20 protein-coding genes and 1 other annotated feature are annotated in these 20,475 nt (G+C 48.1%); of the genes, 3 read left to right on the forward strand and 17 right to left on the reverse strand.

The window, feature by feature from the left end:
- Positions 1-2: 2 nt before the first annotated feature.
- Entirely contained in the window at positions 3-1,277 is a 1,275-nt protein-coding gene (hisS, locus tag NSQ39_RS12940) for a histidine--tRNA ligase (protein ID WP_175075640.1), read from the reverse strand.
- A 79-nt stretch (positions 1,278-1,356) separates the two neighbouring features.
- Positions 1,357-1,593: a binding site (T-box leader), on the reverse strand.
- Positions 1,594-1,648: 55 nt separating this feature from the next.
- Positions 1,649-1,813 carry a YrzK family protein gene (locus tag NSQ39_RS12945; protein WP_096891867.1) on the reverse strand — a complete coding sequence of 55 codons (165 nt, stop codon included), beginning with the start codon at positions 1,811-1,813 and terminating at the stop codon, positions 1,649-1,651.
- 143 nt (positions 1,814-1,956) lie between these two features.
- On the opposite strand from NSQ39_RS12945, the gene NSQ39_RS12950 reads away from it, so the two are divergent.
- Positions 1,957-3,534, forward strand: a complete 1,578-nt coding sequence (locus NSQ39_RS12950; RefSeq protein ID WP_175075641.1) for an SH3 domain-containing protein — start codon at positions 1,957-1,959, stop codon at positions 3,532-3,534.
- 156 nt (positions 3,535-3,690) lie between these two features.
- On the opposite strand, the gene dtd is transcribed toward NSQ39_RS12950, so the two are convergent.
- From dtd to NSQ39_RS12990, 8 genes are all read right to left on the reverse strand, one after another.
- Entirely contained in the window at positions 3,691-4,134 is a 444-nt protein-coding gene (gene dtd / locus NSQ39_RS12955; RefSeq protein WP_046132108.1) for a D-aminoacyl-tRNA deacylase, read from the reverse strand.
- Between the two features lie 13 nt (positions 4,135-4,147).
- Entirely contained in the window at positions 4,148-6,349 is a 2,202-nt protein-coding gene (locus tag NSQ39_RS12960; RefSeq protein WP_175075642.1) for a RelA/SpoT family protein, read from the reverse strand.
- 167 nt (positions 6,350-6,516) lie between these two features.
- The gene (locus NSQ39_RS12965) at positions 6,517-7,029 is read right to left on the reverse strand and encodes an adenine phosphoribosyltransferase (RefSeq protein ID WP_046132106.1); all 513 of its coding nucleotides are present in this window, start codon (positions 7,027-7,029) and stop codon (positions 6,517-6,519) included.
- 17 nt (positions 7,030-7,046) lie between these two features.
- The gene (gene recJ / locus NSQ39_RS12970) at positions 7,047-9,395 is read right to left on the reverse strand and encodes a single-stranded-DNA-specific exonuclease RecJ (RefSeq protein WP_216899098.1); all 2,349 of its coding nucleotides are present in this window, start codon (positions 9,393-9,395) and stop codon (positions 7,047-7,049) included.
- Between the two features lie 69 nt (positions 9,396-9,464).
- Positions 9,465-9,758: a LapA family protein gene (locus NSQ39_RS12975; RefSeq protein WP_046132104.1), complete on the reverse strand. Its 294-nt coding sequence runs from the start codon at positions 9,756-9,758 to the stop codon at positions 9,465-9,467.
- An 86-nt stretch (positions 9,759-9,844) separates the two neighbouring features.
- A complete protein-coding gene (locus NSQ39_RS12980; RefSeq protein WP_046132103.1) occupies positions 9,845-10,339 on the reverse strand; it encodes a cation:proton antiporter regulatory subunit in 495 nt (164 codons plus the stop codon).
- Between the two features lie 140 nt (positions 10,340-10,479).
- Positions 10,480-12,705 (reverse strand): protein translocase subunit SecDF, encoded by a 2,226-nt coding sequence (gene secDF, locus NSQ39_RS12985; protein WP_175075644.1) that lies wholly within the window; start codon positions 12,703-12,705, stop codon positions 10,480-10,482.
- 39 nt (positions 12,706-12,744) lie between these two features.
- Positions 12,745-13,041 carry a post-transcriptional regulator gene (locus tag NSQ39_RS12990; RefSeq protein WP_046132101.1) on the reverse strand — a complete coding sequence of 99 codons (297 nt, stop codon included), beginning with the start codon at positions 13,039-13,041 and terminating at the stop codon, positions 12,745-12,747.
- 115 nt (positions 13,042-13,156) lie between these two features.
- On the opposite strand from NSQ39_RS12990, the gene spoVB reads away from it, so the two are divergent.
- Entirely contained in the window at positions 13,157-14,710 is a 1,554-nt protein-coding gene (gene spoVB, locus NSQ39_RS12995; protein WP_175075645.1) for a stage V sporulation protein B, read from the forward strand.
- Between the two features lie 5 nt (positions 14,711-14,715).
- On the opposite strand, the gene NSQ39_RS13000 is transcribed toward spoVB, so the two are convergent.
- Positions 14,716-15,366, reverse strand: a complete 651-nt coding sequence (locus NSQ39_RS13000; protein WP_175075646.1) for a DUF421 domain-containing protein — start codon at positions 15,364-15,366, stop codon at positions 14,716-14,718.
- 155 nt (positions 15,367-15,521) lie between these two features.
- Between NSQ39_RS13000 and NSQ39_RS13005 the strand changes: the two genes are divergently transcribed.
- Positions 15,522-15,905, forward strand: coding sequence for a TIGR04086 family membrane protein (locus tag NSQ39_RS13005; protein ID WP_046132098.1), 384 nt, complete (start codon positions 15,522-15,524; stop codon positions 15,903-15,905).
- 79 nt (positions 15,906-15,984) lie between these two features.
- Here the strand turns inward: NSQ39_RS13005 and yajC are convergent, their stop codons facing one another.
- From yajC to ruvA, 6 genes are read right to left on the reverse strand one after another with little or no spacing between them, the layout of a single operon-like run.
- Positions 15,985-16,245 (reverse strand): preprotein translocase subunit YajC, encoded by a 261-nt coding sequence (yajC, locus tag NSQ39_RS13010; RefSeq protein WP_046132097.1) that lies wholly within the window; start codon positions 16,243-16,245, stop codon positions 15,985-15,987.
- A 51-nt stretch (positions 16,246-16,296) separates the two neighbouring features.
- The gene (gene tgt / locus NSQ39_RS13015; RefSeq protein ID WP_046132096.1) at positions 16,297-17,442 is read right to left on the reverse strand and encodes a tRNA guanosine(34) transglycosylase Tgt; all 1,146 of its coding nucleotides are present in this window, start codon (positions 17,440-17,442) and stop codon (positions 16,297-16,299) included.
- A gap of 27 nt (positions 17,443-17,469) precedes the next feature.
- Complete coding sequence (gene queA, locus NSQ39_RS13020) at positions 17,470-18,498, reverse strand: tRNA preQ1(34) S-adenosylmethionine ribosyltransferase-isomerase QueA (protein ID WP_046132095.1); 1,029 nt, start codon at positions 18,496-18,498, stop codon at positions 17,470-17,472.
- 32 nt (positions 18,499-18,530) lie between these two features.
- The gene (locus NSQ39_RS13025) at positions 18,531-18,731 is read right to left on the reverse strand and encodes a DUF2905 domain-containing protein (protein WP_046132094.1); all 201 of its coding nucleotides are present in this window, start codon (positions 18,729-18,731) and stop codon (positions 18,531-18,533) included.
- The gene (gene ruvB, locus NSQ39_RS13030; protein ID WP_046132093.1) at positions 18,728-19,729 is read right to left on the reverse strand and encodes a Holliday junction branch migration DNA helicase RuvB; all 1,002 of its coding nucleotides are present in this window, start codon (positions 19,727-19,729) and stop codon (positions 18,728-18,730) included. The genes NSQ39_RS13025 and ruvB overlap by 4 nt, the downstream gene beginning before the upstream one ends.
- A gap of 10 nt (positions 19,730-19,739) precedes the next feature.
- Positions 19,740-20,345: a Holliday junction branch migration protein RuvA gene (gene ruvA / locus NSQ39_RS13035; RefSeq protein WP_046132092.1), complete on the reverse strand. Its 606-nt coding sequence runs from the start codon at positions 20,343-20,345 to the stop codon at positions 19,740-19,742.
- Positions 20,346-20,475 lie beyond the last annotated feature (130 nt).

Consider the following 20,475-nt stretch of genomic DNA (forward strand, 5'->3'; position numbering starts at 1 on the left):
CTTTACCTTTCAGTGTTTGCTTTCATAAAACGGATGAATTCGTCAAGTTTGATTTCCTGTTGTTCTCCCGTTTTTGCATCTTTGACATTGATTTTGTTGTCCTTGAGTTCATCTTCGCCTAAAATCGCGATATATTTTGCGTTGAGGCGGTCGGCCGCTTTAAACTGGCCTTTCATTTTTTTAAATTCGTAATCGATGTCGCCGGAGATTCCTTCCTCCCTCAGCTTGTAGAGAAGGGATACGGAATAGTCCTTCGCCTTTTCCCCCAGCGTCACGATATAGCAGTCGAGTCCTTCATCGACAGCAAGCTTCACATTTTCGGCGTCAATTGCGGCAAGCAGGCGCTCGATGCTCATCGCAAAGCCGATGCCCGGCGCTTTCGGTCCGCCGATTTCCTCGGTAAGGCCGTCATAGCGGCCCCCTCCAGCGAGCGTCGTGATGGCGCCGAAGCCTTCTGCATCACTCATGATTTCAAAAGCCGTATGGTTATAGTAGTCAAGCCCCCTGACGAGGTTCGGATCCACTTCAAACGAAATCCCGATATCTGTTAAATATTGCTGAACCTTTTCAAAGTATGCTTTCGATTCGTCATTTAAATAATCAAGAATCGAAGGAGCCGTTTTCAAAAGCTCATGCTCTCTGTCCTTTTTGCAATCCAAAATCCTGAGCGGGTTTTGCTTGAGGCGTTTTTGGCAGTCTCCGCAAAACTCATCAATGCGCGGCTCAAAGTGGCGGATCAGCGCTTCCCTGTGCGCAATGCGGCTCGTTTTGTCGCCAAGGCTGTTAATGACGAGCTTCACATTTTGCAGACCGGCTTTTCGGTATACGCTCATCGCCAGGGCAATGACTTCCGCATCGATCGCCGGATCGCTCGAACCGATCGCTTCGACGCCGAATTGATAGAATTGACGGTAGCGCCCGGTTTGAGGCCGTTCATAGCGGAACATCGGTCCGATATAATACAGCTTTGTCGGCTGCGTCGGATTCGCAAATAGTTTATTTTCAACAAACGAGCGTACCGCAGAAGCCGTACCTTCAGGACGAAGCGTGAGGCTTCTCCCTTTTTTATCTGCGAATGTATACATCTCTTTTTGAACGATATCCGTCGATTCTCCTACACCCCGTGAGAATAATTCTGTATGTTCAAAAATCGGCGTCCTGATTTCTTTATAGTGATATGCATGACAAGTCTCTCTCGCAATGTTCTCGACATATTGCCAGCGCTCTGATTCTCCGGGGAGGATGTCCTGTGTTCCCCTTGGAATGTTAAATGCCATTTGTAAAGCCTCCTCTTTTTCATACCTGTTTTCTCTTCTGAAAAATAGAAAAAACCCCCGAGCCTACTATAAAACCAATAGTAGGGACGAGAGTTATACCCGTGGTGCCACCCTAGTTGGAACTGCCTGGCAGTTCCCGCTTTCATTCCTTTAACGCAGGTTCACGTCCGCCGCCTAATTGCTCCGAAAATAAGCTTTCAGCGGGAAACCTTCGGAGTGTTCATTCGGATAAGATACCGTGCAGACCGCTTTCAGCCCAGGGCGGTTCCTCTCTTTTCACGTACTCTTACCTACTATTCTCCATCTTCAGTTCTAACTTATATGTACACTAATTTATATTATAATACGAGTGTTACGATTGTGTGTCAACCCTAAATGCGGTTCTTTTTATTCTTGATCGATTCTTTTGACGTCAGGCCGAGCTCTGTTGCCGTTTCTTCCAAATAACCGATATGCTCAGGATCAACATGATCCTTAAGATGCAAATTCGCTTCTTGTTCATGAATCGCTTTTCCCATACGATGATCATACCTCATCTCGCAACATCCTTTAGATCGCTTTTTTCTATAGTATAAACAAATCATTTTCATTTTATTAAAAAAACAGCAAGGAATATACGATATAAAGGAAGAAGTACTGTTTTCAAGTTTTCTAAGAAAGGAGGAGATGAAGAATTATTATGCGAAAGAGTGCAATCTTGATCCTCTCGATGATCCTGATCGCTCAAGCGGCCTTATATACATCATCCAATACAGCTTCTGCGGCCATAGGAGAAGCCGTGGTCGCCACTGATAAGATCAACGTCAGAAGCGGACCCGGATTGAGCCATGACATCGTCAGCGTCGTCAAGCGGGATGAAACATATCCGATTCTGGAGGAAAAAGGAGACTGGATTCAAATCCGGCTTTCCGGCGGACAAAAGGGCTGGGTCGTCTCTTGGCTCATTAAGAAAAAAGGACAGGCATCAGGCGGATCTGTATCCTCCGAAGCAAAAAGCGGACAAGTAACATCCACCGCTACTGACTTAAGAATCAGAAAAGGGCCCGGCACTTCATACGAAGTCAGCGGAACGTTCCCTAAAGGGGAAAAGGCCGCTCTCCTAAAAACGGACGGAAGCTGGGTCAAGATCTCCTATCAAAATGTAACGGGCTGGGTTCACTCCGACTATGTCTCCGGCGGTACTTCTGCAAATGAATCGTCCTCAAGCGGCGCTTCTCAAAAATCAGGAACTGTCGGCGTCTCGTCCCTGAATGTCAGAAGCTCGGCTTCCCATCAGGCTGGAATCATCGCCTCGCTGAAACGAAATACGGCAGTGACGATTTTGAATGAACAGCACGGGTGGTATGAAATCGAGTTCAACGGACAAAAAGGCTGGGTCGCAAGCCATTATATTTTGACGGACGATGGAAAGAATTCCGGTTCCGAAAACGCCGGCAGCGCATCCAGCTCAGGCTCAGGCGAGAATGCGACCATCGTGTACGACGGTACGAATATCAGAAGCGAGCCGTCAACTTCATCATCTGTCGTTAAACGCGCCAGAAAAGGCGAAGCTTACCCCATTACCGGGAAAAAGAGCGACTGGTATGAAATTGCCCTGCCGAACGGAAATTCGGCATATATAGCAAACTGGGTCGTTCAGACGTCTGATCAATCAGGATCTTCCGGAGACTCAGGCGATACAGAGCCTCCTTTATCAAAGCCGTCCGGCTCAAGCGATTCGATCAAAAACAAAACGATTGTCATTGATGCGGGTCATGGCGGACATGACAGCGGGACAATCGGTACGCGGGGAACGCTCGAGAAAAGGCTGACCATCAAAACGGCGAAGCTTCTTGCAGCAAAGCTGAGGGCAGACGGAGTCAATGTCTACATGACACGCAATGACGATTCTTTCGTCAGTCTGCAGTCGCGTGTTGCGACCTCTCATTACCGCAATGCCGACGCATTTATCAGCATTCACTTCGACAGTTTTGCAAATGCCTCTGTAAGGGGAAATACGGCCTATTATTACAGCCAGTCTAAAGACAAGGGGCTGGCCGCAGATGTTCAGTCCGAAATCGAAAAACAGTCGCCTCTGCCAAGCCGCGGCGTCTTATTCGGGGATTATTTCGTACTAAGGGAAAACAACCGCCCTGCCGCTCTGTTTGAGCTCGGCTACTTAAGCCATCCCCAGGATGAAGCGATCGTGAGCACAAACGGTTATCGAGAAAGAGTGACGGACGGAATCAGGAACGGTCTTGAAAATTATTTTAATTAAGAAAGCAGGCGGCTCCGCCTGCTTTTTTCGTTATAGTTCTATGTAATTCCCTATATCAAAAAACCTGTTAGAACAGATTTACTGCCTGAAATTCGCGAACGGACAGCTTCTTTCCTGCAAATTTCGACATAAAAAAGCCGCCATAAGGCGGCTTTTTTACGCTTTTGAATCCATAATAAAGGTTACTGGTCCGGAATTTGTCAACTTGACATCCATCATCTCGCCGAACCTGCCCGTTTCGACAGGCACCCCTTTTTCCCGAAGAAGGGTGTTCCATTCCTCGTAAAGCTTACGAGCTGCATCCGGTCTGGCCGCTTTTGTAAAATTCGGCCGGCGCCCCTTTTTCGTATCTCCGTACAATGTAAATTGAGATACCGACAGAACAGAACCTCCTACATCCAACAGGGAAAGGTTCATTTTTTCGGCTTCGTCTTCAAAAATTCTGAGGTTGACGAGCTTTTCAGCTAAATATTCGGCATCCTCCCTCGTATCATCGTGAGTCACGCCGACAAGCACGAGCAATCCGAGTCCGATCTTGCCGACAATCTCGCCGCCGACTGTGACGCTCGCATCTGTGACGCGCTGAACAACTAATTTCATGACGATTCCCCCCCTAATTCATCACCCGGCGCACTGAATAAATATCCTTAATCTGCTTAATCCGTTCGACCACTTTGTGCAAATGGTTGATATTTTGGATAAAAATGGCCATATGGATCGTGGCCACTTTGTTGCGGTCCGATTTTCCGGAGACGGATGAAATATTCGTTTTCGTTTCATTGACGGCTTGAAGTACTTCGTTCAGCAAGCCGCGGCGATCATAACCCAAAATTTCAATTTCGACATTGTATTCTTTTCTCCGCTGCGTTTGCGGCTCATGCTCCCACTCGACCTGAATGAGCCGGTCAAGCGCTTCATTTGTCAAAACATTCGGGCAGTCTTCACGATGCACGGACACGCCCCGCCCCTTTGTAATGAATCCGACGATCGGATCGCCCGGAACGGGATTGCAGCATTTGGAAAGGCGGATGAGAAGGTTGTCGACGCCTTTTACGCGAACGCCGGCTTCGCGCTTTTTCCCTTGATAAGGCTTCGTTTCAGCCGTCACTTCCTGAACGGTTTTCACCTGCTCTTCCTGGTCGCGCATTTTCCGTTCTTTCTCCGTCAGGCGGTTGGCGACCTGAGCTGCCGTAATGCCGTTATAGCCGACAGCCGCATACATATCCTCTTCATTAGAGAAGTTAAACTTATCGGCCACTTTTTGCAGGTTCTCGGGAGTCAGCACGTCTTTTACATCAAAATCGAGGTTTTTAATCTCTTTTTCAACGAGCTCCCGCCCTTTTTCAACGTTTTCTTCCCTGCGCTGCTTCTTGAAGAACTGGCGGATCTTATGCTTCGCCTGGGACGTCTGGGCAAGGTTGATCCAGTCTTGGCTCGGACCGTAGGAATGCTTGGACGTCAAAATTTCAACGATGTCCCCGGTACGCAGCTTGTAATCCAGCGTGACCATTTTGCCGTTCACCTTGGCACCGATCGTTTTATTGCCGATTTCCGAATGAATTCTGTATGAAAAATCGATCGGCACGGAGCCTGACGGAAGCTCGATGACGTCGCCTTTCGGCGTAAATACGAACACCATATCGGAAAACAAATCGATTTTAAGTGATTCCATAAACTCTTCGGCATCGCTTGACTCGTTTTGAAATTCCAAAATCTCGCGGAACCAGGACAATTTTTTCTCAAAGCTTGCATCATCATTGACGCTCTTGCCTTCTTTATACGCCCAGTGCGCGGCAATTCCGTACTCGGCGATTTCGTGCATTTCGAACGTCCTGATCTGCACTTCGAGGGGATCGCCTTTCGGACCGATGACTGTCGTATGCAGCGACTGATACATGTTCGGCTTCGGCATTGCGATGTAATCCTTGAACCGTCCCGGCATCGGCTTCCAGCACGTATGAATAATGCCTAGAACAGCGTAGCAGTCTTTGATGCTGTTGACCAAAATTCGCACTGCGAGCAAGTCATAGATTTCGTTGAATTGCTTATTCTGCATGGCCATTTTTCTGTAGATGCTATATATATGCTTTGGACGGCCTGAGAACTCCGCTTTAATGTTGACTTCTTCGACGCGTTTTTTTACCTCGTTTACGACTTCTTCGACGTACAATTCTCTCTCGGCCCGCTTTTTCTTCATTAAATTGACAATCCGATAGTACTGCTGCGGGTTTAAATACCGCAAAGCGGTGTCCTCAAGCTCCCATTTTATTTTTGAAATCCCAAGGCGATGCGCCAGCGGAGCAAAAATTTCCAGCGTCTCATTCGAGATTCTCCGTTGTTTTTCCTGCGGCAGGTGCTTCAGCGTTCTCATGTTGTGAAGGCGGTCAGCCAGCTTAATCAAAATAACGCGGATATCCTGAGCCATAGCCACAAACATTTTCCGGTGATTTTCCGCCTGCTGTTCTTCCTGTGATTTATATTTAATTTTCCCCAGCTTTGTGACGCCGTCGACGAGCATTGCGACTTCTTCGTTAAACGCTTCTTTTAAATCTTCGAGCGTAACGCTCGTATCTTCAACGACATCGTGGAGAAATCCGCCCGCTATCGTTGCAGGGTCCATTTCCAAATCGACCAGAATGCCCGCCACCTGGATCGGATGGATAATGTACGGCTCACCCGATTTGCGGTACTGTTCGCGATGTGCGTCTTCCGCATACTGATAAGCCTTTTTTATAAAAGCAACATGTTCATCGGAAAGGTAAGATTTCGCCTTTTCGATGACTTGCTCAGCAGTTAATACTTGTTCGTTCGCCATGGAATCACCTTTTTTATAATTGAAAAACTGTATTGTAATTATTATCAAGAAAAATGTCACAGATGTAAAGAGAAGAAATAAAAAAGAACACACCGGCGTGCAACATTTTTTGGAATAGGAAAAAAGCACCCGCTTTTTATGAGTGCTTTTTATAGTATAAAATTTGTTTAGTATTGCATCAAGGTTAAAATATCATATCCGTCAAGTTTGCTTCTTCCTTCAAGATACGTCAGCTCGATCAAAAATGCGATTCCTGCCACAATGCCGCCGAGCTCTTCGACAAGCTTGATCGTTGCATCGATCGTTCCCCCTGTCGCGAGAAGGTCGTCCGTGATTAAAACGCGCTGTCCCGGTTTAATGGCATCTTTATGGATGGTCAGTACATCTTTTCCATATTCCAGGCCGTAGTCGACTTTGATCACTTCACGGGGCAGTTTTCCTTCTTTGCGGACGGGCGCAAAACCTACTCCGAGAGCGTACGCGACCGGGCAGCCGATGATAAAGCCCCTCGCCTCAGGACCGACGACAAGATCAATTTGTTTTTCTTTCGCATAGGTGACAATTTGATCAGTCGCGTAGCGATAGACTTCTCCTTTATCCATCAATGTTGTAATATCTTTAAATTGTACGCCTTCCTTCGGGTAATCCGGTACAATTGTTACATATTTCTTCAAATCCATCTGTTTTCATGTCCTCCTCATACTTTCAAAGCTTCAGAACTCTCATTCATCCGCTTATTCAGCCACTGTTTAAGCTCATCCGCCGAAGAATAGACGAGCTTTTGCTCCAATTCAATCAGGCGCTGTTTTTTCCGGTACGTTTCAGAATCTGTTAAATCCCGTTTTGCCGCACCATGTACAACAGATAAAACACCATTCTCTATTGTAACAAAACCGAGCTCAAAAAACACCTTTGTCATAAAATCGATTGTATCTTTTGTCCACCCTTTATGCCTGGCCAGCTCTCCGCCGTATTTCGCCAGGTCAAAAGAGCCTCTTTTCAGAAGAAAAGCATAATACCATTTAAAATAATCCCTTGTCGGAAATGTGGAAAAAAAGTGATCATCAGATTGGTTGAAAATTAAATACATCCGCTCCAGCCGTTTTTCTTTTACAGCATGGTCAAATATATCAATCGATTGCGGCGTATCGATAAAAACGGCATAGCGATTATGTAGATCGAGCTTCATTGCCTCTTCTTCGCTTCTGATCACAATCAGCTCATCACGCAGGCCGGTATCCGCCAGTTTTGTTTTTGTTTCCTCCCGAAAACAAATGAATGAACGCTTTTCAGGGTCCAATTTCAGAATTTTTTCTTCCCATGACCGCTTTCCTCTTAAATCAAAGAGCTGCCATTCTTTTACGGCTGCATCTTTTATCATCAATTGCGGTTTTTTTCTATTGTTCCATTCGTTGATCGACAGTTCGCCGACGAGAGAAATCTTCGCTCCGGGAACGACGTTTTCTTCGATTTCCCCTTTATAAAAACCGACGCAGTCCAGCTTCGCCTGTCCATCGGCAAGCATGAGCTTCAAGTGATTTTGATTGGCGCCGATTTTTCTCGCTTCTTCGATTTCGGCCTCTTCCACGAGTACGAAAGGCTTCGGGTTTCCCGTGCCGAATGGAGCGAGCATATTCATTTCAGCGATGCTGTCAACCGTAATATCCTCCAAGCGGCAGCAAAGGTCGACTTCCTGCACGGGAATGAAATCTTCCTCCGTCAAGACGGCTTCGGCCTGACGATTGATCCTTTCCCTCAGTACCTCGACGTCTTCCTGATCGAGCGTCATCCCGGCCGCCATCGGATGGCCGCCGAAATGCGGAAGGATGTCCCGGCATTCCGAGAGGTTTTGAAACAGGTCAAAACCTTTGATGCTGCGCGCAGATCCTTTGGCGATGCCTTTTTCTTCATCGATTCCGAGTACGATGGCCGGCCGGTAAAACCGTTCGACAAGCTTTGAAGCGACGATCCCGACCACTCCGGGATTCCAGCCGGGCTGCGCAGCGACGATAACTGATTGGTCAAGACCTTGCTCCTCTATCATTTGAACAGCTTCATCGGTGATCTGATTGACGATTTTTTGCCGCTCTTTATTTAAGCTGTCAATTTCTGCGGCAAGCTCTTCCGCTTCTGTTTCATCCTCTGTGTTCAAAAGGTGAACGGCCGGATCAGCCTGCTCAATTCTGCCGACGGCATTGATGCGGGGCGCGATTTGAAAACCGATCGTTTCTTCATTCGCCTGCTGAATCTCCGCTCCCGCGATCTTCGCCAGCGCTTTTAAGCCGGGCCGCTTCGTTTTCTTAAACTGTGCGATGCCAAGCTTGGCGATGTGCCTGTTCTCATCATGAAGCGGCACAAGGTCGGCAATCGTCCCGATGGCGCACAAGTCGAGCAGCTCTTCGGGAACCTCTCCGAGAAGCGCGTGGGCAAGCTTGAATGCCACCCCGACGCCGGCAAGCTCTTTAAACGGATAGCTGCAGCCGGGCTGCTTCGGATGGACGATCGCATACGCATCAGGTAAAACCGGTCCCGGTTCGTGGTGGTCGGTGATAATCAGGTCGATGCCGAGTTCTTTGGCGACATCCGCTTCATGAACGCCGGCAATCCCTGTGTCCACCGTGATGATCAAAGAACAGCCCTGTTCTTTGAACTGGCGGAAAGCGGCTTCATTGGGACCGTAGCCTTCTTTAAAACGGTCCGGTATATAAAAATCGACGTTTGCTCCAAATGTTTTTAAAGCCTGCAAAAGGACGGTCGTACTTGTCACACCGTCCGCATCGTAATCTCCATAAATCATCATCTGTTCGTGTTCCGAAATTGCCTGTTTGATTCGCCGTACAGCTTTTTCCATATCTTTTAGCAGATAGGGATCATGAAAGACAGCATCTTTGCCATATAAAAACGAAGCTGCTTTATCGGCTGTATCATAGCCTCTCATGACAAGCAATGAGGCGGCAAGGGGAGTGATGCCCAATTCTCCGGAAAGCGACTCCACCTTTTCTTTGTCGGGCGTTTGCACGTCCCAACGCATTTTTGACGCTAACATAAATTCACCCCTCAACCACCCTATTATACTAGAGTCGGCTGAGGGGATTCAATTTTTTTCGTACATTCTTCAGTCGTTCGAATCAGCGGATGCGCGCGGCTCTGCCTCAGCTTCCGATTTTTTTGCCTGTTCTTCTTTTCTGAGCGCCCTGAGCTCCCTCTTCAGTCTCATCAACTGAAAAGCGCCGGCAGAGCCGATGATGAGCGCACCCATCAGCACCGAAACCAAAATAACGAGAATCAAAGGCCATTCGGCTGTTGCGAACAGAAAATCGACCTTTACAGGCTCTACATTGATAACCGCAAAAATCGCGACGACCAGCGTAAATATAAGTGCAGCAATTAACGTCCATTGTTTGTTCATCATAAATCACCCCATTCACGTAGCAATGCTCCATTTGTAAACAAGAAAACAAGGCGCACCTTTATAAGAACACGCTTACATATAAATTACCCTGACGCGGTCAGCTTTTCCTGAATGAGGCGTCTTAATTCTTTTTTTTCTCCGGAAATCACCAGCGTATCACCTTCATTCATCATCGTCTCTGAAACCGGGTTTAGAATTTTGTCACCGCCTTTTTTGACGACGCCGATCACGGTGACGCCGTAGTGTTTGCCGATTCCGAGGGAACTGATCGTTTGCTGTGCGGCCTCTGATCCAGCTTCTATTTTAAACCATTCGATTGCCAGCTCATCAATGGCAGCTTCGACTGTTTCGATTGCCCTTGGCTTGTACGCGACGCCTCCGAGGATCGCCGATATTTGCCTTGCCTCATCATCATCAAAGCACATGGATGACACGCATTCTTCATCATCATGTTCATGGAAGTGATACAGCTCTCTCATTCCGTTTTCATGAAGAATAATCGTTATCTTTTCCGCGTCGCGCGTAAACATTTCTACTTTTCTGCCGATGCCGGGCAGATCAAATTCGCGCATTCTCATAAACGTCCACCTCTTCTGTGTTATGTCCTTAAATACGTGCGTGTTCGGAGTCTAGTCATTATAGCAAAAGTCATTTTTAAGATCAATCAGGCCGATAAACAGCTAAAAAGGACTGTCCAGAGCATGGACAGTCCTGATGTTTAGTCTTCTTTCGTCTTTTGTTTCGGTTTCTTTAATTCCCGGCCTTTCCATACAAGCCAGATTTGGGCTGCGATGTACAGCGATGAATACACGCCGCTTAAAAGACCGACCAAGAGCGCGATCGAGAAGTTTCGAATCGACGGAGCGCCAAAAATGAGAAGCGTGATGACAACGATGACGACGGTCAGCACCGTATTCACCGAACGGGTGAAAGTTTGCTGCAAGCTTAAGTTTACGATATGCGACAGATCGCTGAACGTTTTCGGCTTGCGCTTTTTCACATGCTCTCTGATTCTGTCAAATGTAACGATCGTATCGTTGATCGAATAACCGATAATGGTCAGTACCGCGGCAATGAACGTAACATCAACCTCGAGCCTTGTGAGGCTGAAGACGGCGATGATGAAAAATGCGTCATAAAGCAATGAAGCAATCGCCGCAATCGCCATCTTGTATTCGAAGCGGATCGATACGTACAAAATGATCCCGATCGAGGCGATGATCACCGCATAAAGCGCGTTTCTTGCCAGCTCCTTGCCGACGGTCGGCGATACGGTGCTTACGTTCGGCTCGGTGCCGTATTTGTCTTTAAAATAGTCTTTCACTTCGGCAATTTTCTTTTGGTTCGGTACGCCTACAAACCTAGCGACACCATGATTCTCTTTTTCTCCTGAGAGGACGATCGAATCGGGTTTGAGCCCAAGATGTTCAAAATCGCTTTCGAGCTGTTCGGCTGACAGCTTATGGCCGCTTTGAACTTCGATTCTTGCCCCGCTGGAGAAATCGATGCCGAGGTTCAGCCTGAATATAAGCAGAACGACGATTCCCGCGGCAAGGAGTATGCCTGAAAACGCGAAGAACCATTTGCGCTTGCTGACAAAATCCCATTTGTCAAACGGCGTCGGCGGCTCCGTATGTTCATCCGTTTTTGTGATATCCAAGATGTCTTTTTTCCGGACGCCGAACCAGCCTTTTTTCCTGTCGAGCCAGCGGCTTTCAACGAGCAGGCCGAGCAAAAATCTCGATAGGAAAACGGCCGTGATAAAGCTTGTCAAAATCGACAGAACGAGCATCGTCGCAAACCCTTTGACAGAACTTGTCCCGAAGGCGAATAAAACGGCTCCGGCCAGTATCGTCGTAATATTCGCGTCAAAAATCGTCGCGAACGACCGCCTGTTACCTGCCCTGAAAGCGGAGCGAACCGATTTTCCGAGCTTGATCTCCTCTTTGATCCGCTCATAGGTAATAATGTTGGCGTCAACAGCCATACCGACCCCGAGGATAAGAGCCGCGATCCCCGGAAGTGTGAGGACGGCGTTCATCCAGTCAAAGATCTGCAGGGTGATATAGATGTAGACTGACAGCGTAATGACTGCAATCAATCCAGGCAGACGGTAATAAAAAAGCATGAATAAGAAAATAATAGCGATACCTACAGCTCCGGCAAACACAGTATCGTGTAGAGCCTGTTCCCCAAACTGCGCACCGACTGATGTCGAGTACTTCTCAGTCAATTTGACGGGAAGGGCTCCGGCGTTCAAAATGCTCGCCATGTCTTTGGCTTCCTGAATCGTGAACTTCCCTTCGATCATAACGTCTGAGGTATTCAGCACCTGGCTTACGTTTGGTGCAGAAATATATTTGTGATCCGCCTTTTGCGATTCCTTCTTAAATGAATCGCCTTTTTTGTAGTCAAGCCAGATGACAAGCTGGTTATTCGGCTGCATGGCCAGGACTTTCTTCGTCACTTCGCCGAACTTGTCCGCATCCTTCAGCTTGATCGTAACGATCGGTTCATTCGTATCCGGCTTAAACGACTGCTTTGCGCCGTTTTCGACGAGATCCGAACCGTTCAGAAGCTCCTTGTCATTCGTATCCCTGAAGGTAAGCTCGGCCTGTGTTGATAAAATTTCCCGCGCTCTGTTCTGATTGTGGACGCCTGCAAGCTGAACCCTGATCCGGTTGTTTCCTTCAATTTGGATGTTCGGTTCGCTTACGCCCAGCACGTTCGCCCTTCTGTTCAGCGCCTCAACCGTGCTGACGAGGACGTCTTTGTTGATCTTATCACCTTTTTTGGCAGGGTGAACTTCATACAAAACCTCAAAGCCGCCTTGAAGATCAAGGCCGAGACTGATGTTTTCGGCAGCCGGCTTCGTCAAAATTCCAAGTCCAGTACCGATCAATAGAACGGTAAGGAAAAACGCAATCAAGCGTCCTTTTTTCATTATGTATTTCCTCCTTAAATCAACCCAAAAAATCGACGGTCACTTCAGCAGCTCGTCGAGCATGTCCTGCCCTTCTTTGCTGTCGAGTAAATTAGACGTTTTAAACGATTCTACGGTTGCATAGTTCATAAATTCGCCAATTTTCACTGATAAAATATCGTCAGCCAGCTGATGAATTTGGACATCCTTATGATTCTTCCATTTCTTATTCAATAAGTATGACCATAATTCCTTTATTTCAATATCATCATAACCCAGGATCATAAATTCTTCCAGCTTGCTGAGAAGAAAAGGCTTTAAATGGTCTTTATACATATCAGCCGGATGTTTGTCCATGCAAAGCCACGCTCCTTTCACATTTTTTCAGAGAGACTTGTCATGCTTGGACGATGTATGCGCATATCTTATTGTATATGATTAAAGGTTGTTTGAGAAGGCAGGGGACTAAGAAATGACCAAGCAAACGTTTTTAAAAGGCACGCTCATTTTAATAGCAGCAGGTTTGATTACGAGAATGCTCGGCTTTATCAACCGGATCGTGATCGCAAGATTCATCGGCGAGGAAGGCGTAGGCCTTTACATGATGGCGGTACCGACGTTTTTCCTCGCGGTGACCCTTACCCAATTCGGCCTCCCCGTCGCCATCAGCAAGCTCGTGGCGGAAGCTGAAGCCAGGGGCGACCGCAGGAAGACGAAGCAGATTTTAGTCATGTCGCTGGCGATTACGGGCGCGCTCAGCGCGCTCATTACCCCGGTGTTCCTTATTTATGCGCCGCTGATGGCCGAAACGCTTTTTACGGATGAAAGAACGCTTTATCCGCTTTTGGCTGTCACGCCTGTCGTCCCCATTATCGCGGTTTCCAGCGTGCTGAGAGGCTATTTTCAAGGAAAACAGAATATGAGGCCGCTTGCCGTTTCCCAAGTTCTTGAACAGATTGTCCGCATCTCGCTCGTGGCCGTCTGCACAACGGCATTTCTGCCGTTCGGCATCGAGTTTGCGGCAGCCGGGGCGATGCTGTCTTCTGTCTTCGGAGAACTCGCTTCCCTGCTTTATTTGTTTATCGCTTTTAAATATAAAAAGAAAATCAGAATTCGAAAACGGTTTTTTCAGTCATTGAAATCGGGGCGGAGCACGTTTTTTGAGCTGATGAGCGTCTCGCTTCCGACGACCGGCAGCCGGTTTATCGGGAACTTGTCCTGGTTCTTTGAACCGATCGTTGTCGCTCAGAGCCTTGCGATCGCAGGCATTGCCGCTTCAGCGGCAACCAGCCAGTACGGGGAGCTGACGGGATTCGCCTTGACGCTGCTCACCCTTCCGAGCTTTATCACGTATTCGTTGTCAACGGCGCTCGTTCCCGCCATCAGCGAAGGGATTGAACAGAAAAAAATGCACATCGTCGAATACCGGCTCGAACAGGCGATGAGGCTTTGTATGTTAAGCGGGGGAATTTCGGTCGTGATCTTGTTTTCATATGCGGATGAGCTTGTCAGCGTCATGTATGGATCGGCAAACGCATCCATCTATGTCAAAGTCATGGCTCCGTTCTTTTTATTTTATTACTTCCAAGGGCCTCTCCAGGCCGTTTTGCAGGCGTTAAATTTGGCCGGTGCGGCGATGATGAACAGCCTGGTCGGGGCGGTCGTCAAAACGGGGCTGATTTTCGTGCTTGCTTCACGGCCTTCGCTCGGCATCATGGGGGCTGCACTGGCAATCGTCACCGGCATGATCCTCGTTACGCTTCTGCATGCGGCGACGGTCAGCAAAGTCCTCCCCATCAGCATCAATCTGAAGGAATACATGATGTCGTTTGCCGTCATTTTCCTATCCGGATGGTTGAGCTTGTGGATGAAACAGCACCTTTTCCTTGAGCAGTCCGAACCGGTGCGTCTTCTCTTTTGTGTCATGCTTTCGAGCTTTCTGTATATGTTCCTATTGATCGCGTTCAGGCTTATCAAAAAAGAGGAAATCCAGCGGTTTCCTCCGTTCGGCCGCTGGATTTCGTAGCTTGTTTACGGTTTGTGTTCATCTTTAAGGTCAATAAAAAAAGAGCCGTTGTGATACGTGCAGAAAGAAATGCCGGAAAGGCTGCGGTACCCCTTTTTTTCGAGCATTCGCTCAAGCCATCTGCGATCTTTCCCGATCTGTTCCAAATGTTCATGTTGAACGATTCCGTCAACAATAAGCGGCAGTTCAATCCGGCTGTCTGTACGGTCTTTTGTAAACACCGAAAGCTCGCCGGTCGGCTCCAATATCGCATATGCTACATCCGCAATCCGCTCGATGTTCTTTTCTCTCAGCTGTGTCAAGAGGTCGTCGAAGTTATAGCGCTGGCTTCTCATCGCCCGTTCGTCAATCTTTCCGCGGTCGATGATAATCGTCGGTTTTCCATCGAGAAGATGGCGGATTTTTTGGCTTTTCAGCGACAAGTATGAAAAAAATACTTGAATCAGTGTCAATACAAGGATCGGCACAATCGTATGAAAAATGTTGTCGTCGATTTTTTCAATGGCCAAAACGGCAATTTCGGCCATCATGATGAACACGACGAGATCCAGTATGCTCAGCTCTCCTATTTCTCTTTTTCCCATTAAGCGGAACAGGACGAGAATGAGGACATACAAAAAGATCGTCCGAAATACAAGAGTGATGACCTCTTCCAAGACGGCCGCCTCCTTTTTCTGAATCTTTATGTCATAGCGTTTGTTAAAAACGTGCTTTTATGTACAAAAAGCAGGGAAGGACTTAGTCTATTTCGGGACCGGCCGGAATACATTTAAAAAGACGAGCCCATCCATTTCCAGAAAGGAGGTATGTGATGAACGAGCCAAAACAAGTAGGCAAAGGGATTCTGTACAGCTTAGTCGTGATGTTTGCGCTCATGTTTGCGGGAAGCCTTGTAGTATCTCTTTTACTAACATTAACATCATTAACGGAAAGCTCATTCAGCTGGTTCATTACCGCCATATCTTTTATTACGTTGTTCATCGGCGGCTTTATTTCGGGAGGGAAAGCAAAGGAAAAAGGATGGCTGATCGGGGCGTTGACAGCCCTTTGTTTCTCGCTTACGGTGCTTTTGTTTCAATATTTGGGATTCGGCGAGGCTTTCAATGTCAAGCAGGTGCTGTACCATGCCGGATTCATGGGCGTCAGCGCGCTGGGCGGGATATTCGGGGTCAATCTTCACGGGAGCCGCGCCTAGGGAGGCTGAGAAAAAGCGAGGGAGCGGATGAATTTCCGCTCCCTCGCTTTTGCTTATGTATAAGCAGGCTTATCGTTCCCTATTCGGCTGCCGCCTCTCTGATTGCGCGGCGGTCGAATGTCAGGCGGGTACCATCGCCGGTTTTGATCACAACTTTGTCTTCGTCAAGCGAATCGACGATACCGTGCAGGCCGCCGATCGTTACGACCTTATCCCCTTTTTTCAGCTCCTCCTGCATTTGACGGACAGCTTTCTGCTGCTTTTGCTGAGGGCGGATCAACAGGAAATAAAGAACCGCAAACATTAAAATAATCGGAAGTAATGTCCCAAGCATCTCCATTATTTTTTTCACCCCTTTCAATTGGTTTGATCGCTTACCTCGTTTATGTGGCTAGAAACTTTTAGCATTCGGTTTATTAAATCCGTACCGCTCAAAGAACTCTTCACGGAAATCACCTAAACGATCTTCACGAATGGCATCTCTCACTTGCCCCATTAATTTTAACAGAAAATAAAGATTATGATAAGAAGTTAAACGAATTCCAAACGTTTCATTGCAGCGGATCAAATGCCTGATGTACGCCCGCGAATAATTGCGGCACGTATAGCAGTCGCAATGTTCGTCAATCGGTCTGAAATCCCTTTCATACTTGGCATTTTTGACGACGAGCCGCCCTTCGCTCGTCATGAGCGTTCCGTTTCGCGCGATTCTCGTCGGCAGCACACAGTCAAACATATCAACGCCGCGTATGGCGCCGTCAATAAGAGAATCAGGCGAGCCTACTCCCATCAAATACCTCGGTTTGTCCGCAGGAAGCAGAGGCGTCGTAAACTCCAATACGCGGTTCATGACATCCTTTGGTTCGCCGACGGATAGTCCACCTATAGCATAGCCCGGGAAATCAAGGGAAATCAAGTCTTTTGCACTTTGTTTTCTTAAATTTTCATATTCGCCGCCCTGAACGATTCCGAACAGCCCTTGGTCGCCAGGCCGTTTATGAGCGGCAAGGCACCGTTCCGCCCAGCGGCTCGTCCGTTCAACCGACTTTTTCATATAATCGTATTCTGCCGGATAAGGCGGGCATTCGTCAAAAGCCATCATGATATCGGAGCCGAGGGCGTTCTGAATCTCCATCGCTTTCTCCGGAGATAAAAACAGCTTATCCCCGTTTAAATGATTGCGGAAATGAACGCCTTCCTCTTCAATTTTGCGGAATTCGCTCAATGAAAACACCTGGAAGCCCCCGGAATCGGTCAGAATGGCGCGGTCCCAATTCATAAACTTGTGAAGGCCGCCCGCTTCTTTGACGATCTCATGTCCCGGCCTCAGCCACAGGTGGTACGTGTTGCTTAAAATAATGCCGGCGCCCATTTCTTTCAGTTCTTCGGGCGACATCGTTTTCACGGTGGCTAGCGTTCCTACCGGCATGAATGCCGGCGTTTCGAATGAGCCGTGGGGGGTATGCACTTTCCCCAGCCTGGCTCCTGTTTGTTTGCATGCTTTTATGAACTCATAGCGTATCGGTTGCTGCGACAAAATATGAGCCCTCCAATCTTTTGAAATTTATTGAATCAACATGGCATCTCCAAAGCTGAAGAAGCGGTATTCGTGTTCAACGGCCGTTCTGTAAGCGGAAAGGATGTGCTCCCTGCCCGCAAGCGCGCTGACAAGCATGATAAGGGACGATTTTGGAAGGTGGAAGTTCGTAATCATCCCGTCTATTGCCTTAAACGTATATCCCGGATAAATAAAGATGGACGTCCAGCCTCTTGCTTCCTTGAAGCGCCCGTCATTCTCAGATGCGATCGTTTCAAGGGTTCTCGTCGATGTCGTACCGACGGAAATAATCCGTCCCCCGTCCTCTTTGACACGGTTTAAGATCGCGGCCGTTTCTTCCGTCATTTCATAAAACTCCGCATGCATATCATGCTCTTCCACATTTTCCGCACTGACGGGCCTGAATGTCCCGAGTCCGACGTGAAGCGTGATAAACGCAATCTGCACGCCTTTTTCCTCGAGCGCTTTTAAAATCTCTTCCGTAAAATGCAGACCGGCCGTCGGCGCAGCAGCAGAACCTTGTTTCTTGGAGTACACCGTTTGGTAGCGCTCCTTATCATCGAGCTGTTCTTTAATGTAAGGAGGTAGCGGCATTTCCCCGAGCGAATCAAGCACTTCGTAAAAAATCCCTTCATAGCGGAACTCGATTTTTCTTCCTCCGTGATCGAGCTCTTCCTTGCAGACCGCCGTCAGACGGCCGTCGCCGAACGTCAGGACTGTGCCCTTTTTTACCCGCTTGGCGGGTTTGACAAGCGTCTCCCACACGTCGCCTTCCTCCTGCTTTAGCAGCAGGACTTCAACCTTGGCACCCGTTTCTTCTTTGATGCCGAACAGGCGCGCAGGCAGAACCCTCGTATCGTTCAGCACGAGTAAATCGCCCGGGTTCAAAAAATCGATGATGTGCTTAAAAGTACTGTGGGTAATGTCCCCCGTTTTTTTGTCAAGGACCATCAGCCGCGAAGCGTCCCGCTCTTTTAGTGGAACCTGGGCGATGAGACGCTCCGGCAGGTCAAAATCAAACAAATCTACTTTCATTTTTTTCACCTTATTCTATCTGTACTTATGCCTCACTTCATCCGTCCGAAGATCGAGAACAATACGGACAGGATGATGCTGATGACAATACATGTGACAACTGGAAAGAAAAACGTCACATTCCCTTTTTTTACAAAAATATCCCCCGGCAGTTTGCCGATGACTTGCATGAATAAACCGACGGCAAAAATGGCAGCGCCAAGCAGCATCAGCATTTTTGGAAAGTCAGTCATGTCTTTGGAACCTCCATTTTAAAATGGGTGTAAACGTCAGGCGTCACGATGCGTCCCCGCGGAGTCCTTTGGATGAAACCGATTTGAAGAAGATACGGCTCATACACATCTTCAATCGTATGGGATTCCTCCCCGATCGTGGCTGAGATCGTATCGATGCCTACAGGACCGCCGCCAAATTTTTCGATCATGCCCATTAAAAGCTTGCGGTCGATGTGGTCGAGTCCGAGCCTGTCAACTTGAAGGCGCTCAAGCGCGTCAACCGCCACCTCTTCCGTTATGGAGCTGTTGCCGAGGACCTGGGCAAAATCCCTGACCCTTCTTAAGAGCCTGTTGGCAATCCGCGGCGTCCCCCTTGACCGCCTTGCGATCTCCCGGGCGGATAGGGGGTCGATGTCGACTCCGAACAGTTCCGCCGTTCTCTCGACGATGTCTGACAGCTCGTCTTGCGTATAATACTCAAGCCTTGACAAAACGCCGAACCTGTCTCTGAGAGGCGCTGTCAATAGCCCCACCCTTGTGGTCGCGCCGACGAGCGTAAAAGGCGGAAGGTCGAGCCTGACAGAACGGGCGGACGGCCCTTTTCCGATGACGATATCAAGACAGAAATCTTCCATTGCCGGATACAGAACTTCTTCTATCGAACGATGCAGCCGGTGGATTTCGTCAATGAATAAGACATCGCCAGGTTCAAGCGCCGTCAGGATCGCCGCCAAATCGCCGGGGCGTTCGATCGCGGGTCCCGATGTCGTGCGGATGTTCACTCCCATTTCGTTTGCGATGATTGCGGCAAGCGTCGTTTTCCCCAGTCCGGGTGGTCCGTACAGCAGGACATGGTCCAGCGTCTCCTCCCTCATTTTCGCAGCTTCGATGAAGATTCTGAGGTTATCTTTGACCTTTTCCTGGCCGATGTACTGAGCCAGTTTTTGCGGCCGCAAACTTTGCTCAATCGCTGATTCATGGTTGTCTAGTTCACTTGATACGAGCCGCTCATCCATGAACATCACCTTACTTTAATAGTTTTTGCAGTGCTTTTTTGACATATTGATCTGTCGAAAGCGCCTCTTCTTTTTTCAGGTGAGGCTGCACTTTTTTAATCTCGCGGTCGGAGTAGCCGAGCGCGCTTAACGCTTCGAGCGCTTCCTCAAGGGCGGTTGCGGCTTCATGCGCCTGTTCCCGCTCCACATGATTGAACAGGCTTGCCGCCATCGCCGGGGCGACGTCCGCCAATTTCCCTTTTAGATCGAGAATGATCTGTCTCGCTGTTTTCTTTCCGACACCGGGGAATTTGACGAGAAAGGCTTCATCCTCATTTTCAATCGCTTCAATGACTGCCCCGGGATCGCCGGAAGCAAGGATAGCAAGCGCTCCTTTAGGGCCGATTCCCGTGACATCAAGCAGCTTTGCAAACAGCATTCTTTCTTCCCTTGTTGAAAACCCGTACAGAGAAGACGCGTCTTCCCTGATGTAATGATATGTATAAATCGTTTCTTCGTTGTTTTCTTTATAAATAAACGGATTCGGCGCAAAGATCTGGTATCCGATTCCGCCGTTTTCAATAACGATATATTGGGGAGATACGTACGCAACGGTCCCCTTGACAAATTCGATCAACGTTCATTCACCTCTTTGACTGCTCTTCATTGTAACATAAAACAGGCAAAGCTAGAATGAAAAAGTTAACATATGTTCGCTAAGACGGAAGAAGTTCGGTTATTCTAATCACTTAAAAAAAGACATAACG

The organism is Bacillus sp. FSL W8-0848, assembly GCF_038007805.1.
Lineage (GTDB): Bacteria > Bacillota > Bacilli > Bacillales > Bacillaceae > Bacillus > Bacillus glycinifermentans.

Coding starts and splice junctions, on each gene's coding strand:
- NSQ39_RS12990 (WP_046132101.1), bottom strand. CDS start 13,041: ATGGACAAACATCCGGCTGATATGTATAAAGACCATTTAAAGCCTTTT.
- NSQ39_RS12945 (WP_096891867.1), bottom strand. CDS start 1,813: ATGAGGTATGATCATCGTATGGGAAAAGCGATTCATGAACAAGAAGCG.
- ruvB (WP_046132093.1), bottom strand. CDS start 19,729: ATGGATGAGCGGCTCGTATCAAGTGAACTAGACAACCATGAATCAGCG.
- spoVB (WP_175075645.1), top strand. CDS start 13,157: ATGACCAAGCAAACGTTTTTAAAAGGCACGCTCATTTTAATAGCAGCA.
- NSQ39_RS13005 (WP_046132098.1), top strand. CDS start 15,522: ATGAACGAGCCAAAACAAGTAGGCAAAGGGATTCTGTACAGCTTAGTC.
- NSQ39_RS12960 (WP_175075642.1), bottom strand. CDS start 6,349: ATGGCGAACGAACAAGTATTAACTGCTGAGCAAGTCATCGAAAAGGCG.
- dtd (WP_046132108.1), bottom strand. CDS start 4,134: ATGAAATTAGTTGTTCAGCGCGTCACAGATGCGAGCGTCACAGTCGGC.
- hisS (WP_175075640.1), bottom strand. CDS start 1,277: ATGGCATTTAACATTCCAAGGGGAACACAGGACATCCTCCCCGGAGAA.
- NSQ39_RS12980 (WP_046132103.1), bottom strand. CDS start 10,339: ATGAGAATGCGCGAATTTGATCTGCCCGGCATCGGCAGAAAAGTAGAA.
- NSQ39_RS12965 (WP_046132106.1), bottom strand. CDS start 7,029: ATGGATTTGAAGAAATATGTAACAATTGTACCGGATTACCCGAAGGAA.
- NSQ39_RS13025 (WP_046132094.1), bottom strand. CDS start 18,731: ATGACTGACTTTCCAAAAATGCTGATGCTGCTTGGCGCTGCCATTTTT.
- recJ (WP_216899098.1), bottom strand. CDS start 9,395: ATGTTAGCGTCAAAAATGCGTTGGGACGTGCAAACGCCCGACAAAGAA.
- NSQ39_RS12975 (WP_046132104.1), bottom strand. CDS start 9,758: ATGAACAAACAATGGACGTTAATTGCTGCACTTATATTTACGCTGGTC.
- queA (WP_046132095.1), bottom strand. CDS start 18,498: ATGAAAGTAGATTTGTTTGATTTTGACCTGCCGGAGCGTCTCATCGCC.
- yajC (WP_046132097.1), bottom strand. CDS start 16,245: ATGGAGATGCTTGGGACATTACTTCCGATTATTTTAATGTTTGCGGTT.
- NSQ39_RS12950 (WP_175075641.1), top strand. CDS start 1,957: ATGCGAAAGAGTGCAATCTTGATCCTCTCGATGATCCTGATCGCTCAA.
- secDF (WP_175075644.1), bottom strand. CDS start 12,705: ATGAAAAAAGGACGCTTGATTGCGTTTTTCCTTACCGTTCTATTGATC.